The sequence below is a fragment of the Neobacillus sp. 19 genome (assembly GCF_049463095.1).
Lineage (GTDB): Bacteria > Bacillota > Bacilli > Bacillales > Cytobacillaceae > Neobacillus.
In genome coordinates, this window is record NZ_JBMPZU010000092.1 from 1 (window position 1) to 2,998 (window position 2,998).

A 2,998-nucleotide genomic window follows, 5' to 3' on the forward strand; every position below is an offset into this window, starting at 1 on the left:
CCCCTAAGTCCCTTTTTCATGTATAGTAGAGTAAGGGGTTTTTATTTAGAAGTGGGGGATATAGATGAGAAGAATTATTCTGACGACAGAGAGTGGTGCGGATTTACCAATAGAATTTGCTGAGAAACATAATGTACATGTGGTTCCGATGCACGTGATCATGGATGGAGAGGATTATTTAGATGGTTCGTTATCGGTAACGGATATTTATGATTATTACAACCGGACCAAGAAGATCCCATCTACAACGTCCACCAATTCTCATGAATATCTTGAATTTTTCACGAGGATTAAAAATGATTTTCCTGACTGCGTCATTATACATATTGGATATACCTCAAAGGCCTCTTCTTCCTTCCAAAATGCAATCATCGCAACGGAAGAGTTGGATGATATTTTTCTAATTGATGCTTTAAACGTAACAGGTGGATTAACAGCGATTGTGATGTATGCGGTTTCAGTATTAGAGAATGAGCCTTCCATTGACCCTGGCCTATTAGTAAAGAAGATTGAATCTAAGGTTCCTAAATCAAGATTGGCTTTCGTTCCCGGCAGCTTAGAATTTTTAAGAGCCGGCGGGCGCGTTAGTAATCTAGCTTATCTTGGAGGGGCGTTATTAAAAATAAAGCCGCGTATTGAATTAATTGATGGAAATCTTGTTTCAACAAAAAAGTATCGTGGGAAGATGGATCTAGTTTCAGAAAAACTGTTCCGGGATTATGTAGATCAATACAACATTGATAGAGGACAACTTTATCTACTTTACTCGATTGGCCTTGATGAAGAGATCATGCAGAGGATGGATAATCTGGCAAAAGAAACTGGTTTCCAAAATGTAACATGGATTCAAGCTGGCGCCATGATATCTACCCACGCTGGACCCGGCGGCATCGGAATAGCAGGGTTAGAAGTTTAGGAAGTTTCAAAATATGTGGATATTATAAAAAACGTGCCAGGCATCACCCTAATTTTAGGTGATGCCTGGCACGTTTTTGTGTCCATAGTGAAACTTTCTTTTTATTTTGTTATTTGTATGCTCGTTTTTTTATGCGTCCTACGAGAGGTATTACTATGATACCTGCGATTGCCACCTGCATAATGTTCCCAGGGATGGAGCCGAACGGCTGAATCCAGTTACCGTAAAGGATGACTTCGGTAAAATAGTAGCCTACAACTTTAATGATCAGTGCAGTGGCAATTGCCAAAGTGTGAACAAAGACTCGATTACCAGGTACTTTCTCGGAAATAATTCCGACTATGAAGCCCATTGCACCTACGATGATAAAAGTAAACGGTGCCCATAATGCCCAGCCAGAGATTATATCGAATAGGCCCATTCCGAAGGCACCAGCAATGGCTCCTGTTTTTTTGCCATAAACGATGGCTGCTATAAAAAGAGGTACGTTACCCAGGTGGATTAGACCTCCGTTACCCATTATTGGCAGCTTAATGTTGATAAACATTGTGGCAACAAGGGTTAATGCGATGAAAAGTGAATTGATGACAATTGCTTTAGTTTTAGTAGTTTCTGTCGGTGTTAATGTTAGATTCATATGATTACCCCTCTGTTTTTATTAAAAATAATACCATACACTCTGCTACTAAATAAACACTTATTTCGGTGGAAGATCTCCAAAATAGATTCATGGGGGCGGTTCTTGTGACTTTTTTTAACCGCACAAAAAGCCACGAGAACCGTCCCCGTGGCATTCCCATGGCATTTTGTAGCACTTTACTGACCTAATGTTCCTGTTACTTGGTTAGCTTGCAGCCTTTGTTTTTTGGCTTTCCGGAAATGGAATAATTCATAGAATGTTGGGATGATAATCAGCGTCAAAAGGGTAGACACGATGAGTCCAAAAATGACGACCACAGCGAGTCCCTTCGAAACAAGATTTAAACTCATCGCCGATTCATGTGTAACCAGAAGCGGTACCATGGCAAATACAGTGGCGAGTGCTGTCATAAGGATCGGCCTTAGTCGTACGATACCTGCCTCCATAATCGCTTCCCGAATGGTCATTGTTTCTTCATTGTGACGGATTCGGTCAACCAATACTATGGCATTGGTTACCACAATCCCAACGAGCATCAGCATGCCGATCCCTGAAGAAATATTGATGCTTGAGTTGGTCAGCACGAGTCCTAATAGCGAACCGATCGCTGCAAGCGGCAAAGTAATCAAGATCGCGATGCTTGCCCGGAACGACTTTAATGTCACAAGCAAAATCATAAACACGATTCCGATTGATAACATAGACAGTTTAGCGAGTTCTCCTAATTGATCGGAGGACTGCATTGAAGAACCGGTTAGTTCTGCACTTGTACCTGTGGCGAATGTTTCATCTTTGTTCCAGGTTAGTAGCTTCTGCTGAATTTTTCCGGCAACGTCTACCATTTTGTCCGGATTCACTTGAGCCGTTACCTGTAGATAATGATGGCCGTCTTTTGTAAAGATGGTCCCCAGCTCATTGCTTTCTTCAACCTTCGCAATACTTGATAAAGCAACAGGCCCATCAGGCGTCATCAGCTGCAGACTTTTTAAATCGTCCACCGTTTGAATTTCCTTTAATGCTCCCAATTGTACGGCAGTGGTCCGTCCATCAATCTTTATGTTTCCGATCACAGCAGGCTTAATCATCGCATAAATAGATTGGGAGATTTCCAGTGCATTCGATAATTTGGAATCCACCTGAATGGTCACGGTCGGTTTTGTATTTTGATCGTTACTTTCTACTTTATCCACACCATCGATGCTGCTTATTTCTTTCTTCACCATATCAGCTGCTTTTTTGATGTCGTCATCGTTCTTTCCGATGACATCAATGGAAACAGTCGTCGCATTAGTCCCAAGCAATCCTGCTGTTTCAGCCGTCAGCTCCGCATTTGGAAACTGGTCTTTTGTTTTTTCAGGATGTCCTTTGCAAAATTGGCAGAATCGACCCCTTCTTTAGGGAAAATCATAAATCGAACTACGTTTGCTTCTTGAAGATTGCCA

General features: G+C 41.6%; 3 protein-coding genes. 1 reads left to right on the forward strand and 2 read right to left on the reverse strand.

Features of this window, described 5'->3' with window-relative positions; all coding sequences use genetic code 11:
• Positions 1-64: 64 nt before the first annotated feature.
• Entirely contained in the window at positions 65-916 is an 852-nt protein-coding gene (locus ACO1D1_RS25360; protein WP_423337556.1) for a DegV family protein, read from the forward strand.
• A 109-nt stretch (positions 917-1,025) separates the two neighbouring features.
• Here ACO1D1_RS25360 and ACO1D1_RS25365 read toward each other — a convergent pair whose 3' ends face one another.
• Together ACO1D1_RS25365 and ACO1D1_RS25370 are read right to left on the reverse strand one after the other, a co-directional pair.
• Positions 1,026-1,553: an ECF transporter S component gene (locus ACO1D1_RS25365; RefSeq protein WP_423337557.1), complete on the reverse strand. Its 528-nt coding sequence runs from the start codon at positions 1,551-1,553 to the stop codon at positions 1,026-1,028.
• A 179-nt stretch (positions 1,554-1,732) separates the two neighbouring features.
• Positions 1,733-2,857 carry an efflux RND transporter permease subunit gene (locus ACO1D1_RS25370; RefSeq protein ID WP_423337558.1) on the reverse strand — a complete coding sequence of 375 codons (1,125 nt, stop codon included), beginning with the start codon at positions 2,855-2,857 and terminating at the stop codon, positions 1,733-1,735.
• Between the last annotated feature and the right edge of the window lie 141 nt (positions 2,858-2,998).